The organism is Neisseria sp. HMSC03D10, assembly GCF_001807625.1.
Lineage (GTDB): Bacteria > Pseudomonadota > Gammaproteobacteria > Burkholderiales > Neisseriaceae > Neisseria > Neisseria mucosa.
In genome coordinates, this window is sequence record NZ_KV789510.1 from 1 (window position 1) to 548 (window position 548).

Annotated in this window: 1 protein-coding gene; it reads left to right on the top strand. The window is 51.1% G+C overall.

Annotation, left to right across the window (positions count from 1 at the left end):
* A partial coding sequence (locus HMPREF3066_RS13275) for a hypothetical protein (protein ID WP_210385688.1) occupies positions 1–548 on the top strand: 548 nt, incomplete at both ends.

Consider the following 548-nt stretch of genomic DNA (forward strand, 5'->3'; position numbering starts at 1 on the left):
AAGGCCGCTGAAGAGGCTGCCAAAGCTAAAGCAGAAGCCGAGCGCAAAGCTGCGGAAGAAGCTGCTAAAGCCAAAGCTGAAGCCGAACGTAAAGCTGCTGAGGAAGCTGCAAAAGTTAAAGCTGAAGAAGAACGCAAGGCCGCTGAAGAGGCTGCCAAAGCTAAAGCCGAAGCTGAACGTAAAGCTGCTGAAGAAGCTGCAAAAGTTAAAGCTGAAGAAGAAGCTGCAAAAGTTAAAGCTGAAGAAGAACGCAAGGCCGCTGAAGAAGCCGCTAAAGCTAAAGCTGAAGAAGAACGCAAAGCTGCCGAAGAAGCTGCCAAAGCTAAAGCTGAAGCTGAACGTAAAGCTGCCGAAGAGGCTGCTAAAGCCAAGGCAGAGGCTGAACGTAAAGCCGCTGAAGAAGCTGCTAAAGCCAAAGCTGAAGCGGAACGTAAAGCTGCGGAAGAAGCTGCTAAAGCTAAAGCAGAAGCCGAGCGCAAAGCTGCAGAAGAAGCAGCCAAAGCTAAAGCAGAAGCCGAACGCAAGGCCGCTGAAGAGGCTGCCAAAGC